The organism is Shigella sp. FC1967 (assembly GCF_001743005.1).
Classification (GTDB): domain Bacteria; phylum Pseudomonadota; class Gammaproteobacteria; order Enterobacterales; family Enterobacteriaceae; genus Proteus.
This window is the reverse complement of record NZ_MIIZ01000857.1, coordinates 1-2,468: the sequence shown is the minus strand read 5'-3', so window position 1 is coordinate 2,468 and position 2,468 is coordinate 1. Positions and strand designations below refer to the sequence as shown.

The window sequence follows — 2,468 nt, the reverse complement described above, 5'->3', positions numbered from 1 at the left end:
TTCACATTGCGGATCGTCACAACCATCAAGCATAAAAATGACACGCTGTTTTTCTCTGTCATAACGAACAACATGAACAACGATACCTCGGTGATTTTTGTAGTAGCGATCAAGTTGGTTTGGGTTCTCATTGTTCATTGCCCCGCTCTCCACTTGAAAAATAAAAATCAGCCCATGCCTTTTTAAGCGACTGTCTATCTACCAAACCTGTTTTTGGTTGGTAGTTGTTTGGTTGTTCGTCAGACGCTATGATTTCTACATAGCGAAATGACTGACTACCCGAGACAGGTAAACAACGGAATTGCTTTTTAGGTATTAAATGCGCTAATCTACTCATGCTAATTTCTCTTCACACAATTGAAATTTGCAAACCGAAGCCAGAGGCCGTACACCTTTGGCTTCACCCTTTCTGGATATAGCCATCTTTAATTTCTCTTTTGATGTAACAAAACAAACGCATTCATAAATGTGCGGATCTGTGAAATTAATCCATCCAACATCATTTTTATTTTTTGCTCTTCATCACCATCAATAACGCCATCAGCCAAGCTATCTTTCATAAATAACGCTAAACGCCCCTGCATTTCGTCTACACCGCTACGCAGTACAAACAATTCTGTTTCATCCAGTTCCGCAGGACTGATCCGGTCAACGAGCAAACGATTCGATTCACGAGCGACAAATTCAGCAAATAAAACGGTCTTAGAAATATCTTGCATCGCTAACAGCTCGTTTAAATCAAACGAACGGCACCCGTTTTTCTCATAAAGCTTGTTGTTGAATGAGGTAAGAGATATACCCAACGCCCCTGCCATTGCTTCACGCCCACCAGCTGTTGCCTCACACATTTCTTTCACTACTTGTTTTATTGATTGGTTACTCATTTCCTACCCTTGTTAATGATTTTTTGTAGTTAACTGCCTTAAACGGTTTTGCTATTTTGTTGCTGATAACGATGTGGGTATAAGATCTCTAACTCAGTTATTTTCCCACGATAAAAAGCTGTTAATTTTTCAGCCAGCTCCAAAGAAGCTGTTTGAATACCTCTTTCTAATCGTGAAAGATTTCCTACATCACAATTAATGGCATTAGCCACTTCTGAAATTGTTAGGTTTAGCTCTACCCGAATTTTCCTTAATGGTGTTTGCATATAGCCCCCTTAAATGCGTTATACGCATATTACCATAGAATCAAATATGCGCAATACGCTTTGTGTTGTACGCATAAATAAAGTTGAATTGAGGAATGAAAATAGGAACAAGAATTAGAGAACTGAGAAAGAAAAAAGGATTGACAATCCTTCAGCTGGCCACCGCTATTAATAGCGATGTGGGTAACATTTCTCGCCTTGAAAGAAATATACAAGGCTACACAGAAAACACTTTAGTAAAGATAGCTGAAGCACTAGGTGTATCTGTTGCTGATTTATTTACTGAAAATTCACCAGAGCCAGATAAAATAGAACTTATTGGTAAGATACCTTCTGGTTTAGTTCAAGTTCGAGGTGAGGCGTTCTTGGGTGTTGATGGCGCTGTTGATATGATTGAGGACCACAACGGCTGGCTAAAAATATATAGTGACGATGCTGATGCATACGGCCTAAAAGTTAAAGGCGACAGTATGTGGCCACGCATTCAATCTGGTGAATTTGTTGTCGTTGAACCAAACACCAATGTCAGATCTGGTGATGAAGTATTTGTTCGCACCGTTGAAGGACATAATATGATTAAGATCTTCAACAAGACAAGAGATGGTGACTACCAGTTTACCAGTATCAATAACTCACATAAGCCAATAACTTTATCTCCAGGTCAAGTTGATACTATGCATTATGTATCAGCAATAGTTAAGCCTACAAAATATATTGATAAATGCGAAAGTGAAACAAAGCTAACCCTTGTTCCACCATTGATTGACTAGTCACAATGGCCTGACGACACGTTTTAGGGTGTGTAAATTTTAGAGATAGAGATGATGAAAAAGAGATAATAGAACTAAAGTTGTTCACTATAAAAAGAGCCGTATTTATGAACTGTGAAACAACCCTACAAGATGTTATATCTTCGATTATATCCCCAAAATGGTAGTGCATCAAAAAGTATCTGACAGGCGAGAAAAAAATATCTTCAAATAATAGTGATGGCTCATTCAAAGTGATCAATAAAAATGAAACTATGAAACAATATTATTTGGACAGTTAATATTGTTTGAGCAAGGGAAAAGCCAAGCTTTAATGACAATTGATGATGATTTGGAATATTATGATATAAATTCAATAACATCTGAGCAAATAAAATTGTCATCTGATGAGAAATTAACAGAAGAAGATGCAAAAAAATAAAAAGAGAATTCATAGATTCCATACTCCATTTTGGAATTTTTAAAAATCATGTAATGATTGTTCAATCAAATCCCTAACCTCTAAAGATATAGAAAACCATTTAAACTGGCTGATACGTAACTTCTAT

At 36.9% G+C, this 2,468-nt stretch carries 5 protein-coding genes; 2 read left to right on the top strand and 3 right to left on the bottom strand.

The annotated features are described in order from the left end of the window. Positions 1-127 precede the first annotated feature (127 nt). The 3 genes from BHE89_RS14655 to BHE89_RS14645 all read right to left on the bottom strand — a co-directional run bounded on the left by BHE89_RS14655 (position 128) and on the right by BHE89_RS14645 (position 1,150). Positions 128-337: a hypothetical protein gene (locus tag BHE89_RS14655; protein ID WP_069730308.1), complete on the bottom strand. Its 210-nt coding sequence runs from the start codon at positions 335-337 to the stop codon at positions 128-130. Between the two features lie 88 nt (positions 338-425). Continuing rightward, entirely contained in the window at positions 426-884 is a 459-nt protein-coding gene (locus BHE89_RS14650; RefSeq protein WP_069368147.1) for a YmfL family putative regulatory protein, read from the bottom strand. Between the two features lie 38 nt (positions 885-922). Beyond that, positions 923-1,150 carry a helix-turn-helix domain-containing protein gene (locus tag BHE89_RS14645; RefSeq protein WP_036900931.1) on the bottom strand — a complete coding sequence of 76 codons (228 nt, stop codon included), beginning with the start codon at positions 1,148-1,150 and terminating at the stop codon, positions 923-925. A gap of 95 nt (positions 1,151-1,245) precedes the next feature. Between BHE89_RS14645 and BHE89_RS14640 the strand changes: the two genes are divergently transcribed. After that, on the top strand, positions 1,246-1,920 hold the full coding sequence (locus BHE89_RS14640) for an XRE family transcriptional regulator (RefSeq protein ID WP_069368146.1): 675 nt from the start codon (positions 1,246-1,248) through the stop codon (positions 1,918-1,920). A 283-nt stretch (positions 1,921-2,203) separates the two neighbouring features. Then, entirely contained in the window at positions 2,204-2,341 is a 138-nt protein-coding gene (locus tag BHE89_RS23810) for a hypothetical protein (protein ID WP_171742510.1), read from the top strand. Positions 2,342-2,468: the final 127 nt, after the last annotated feature.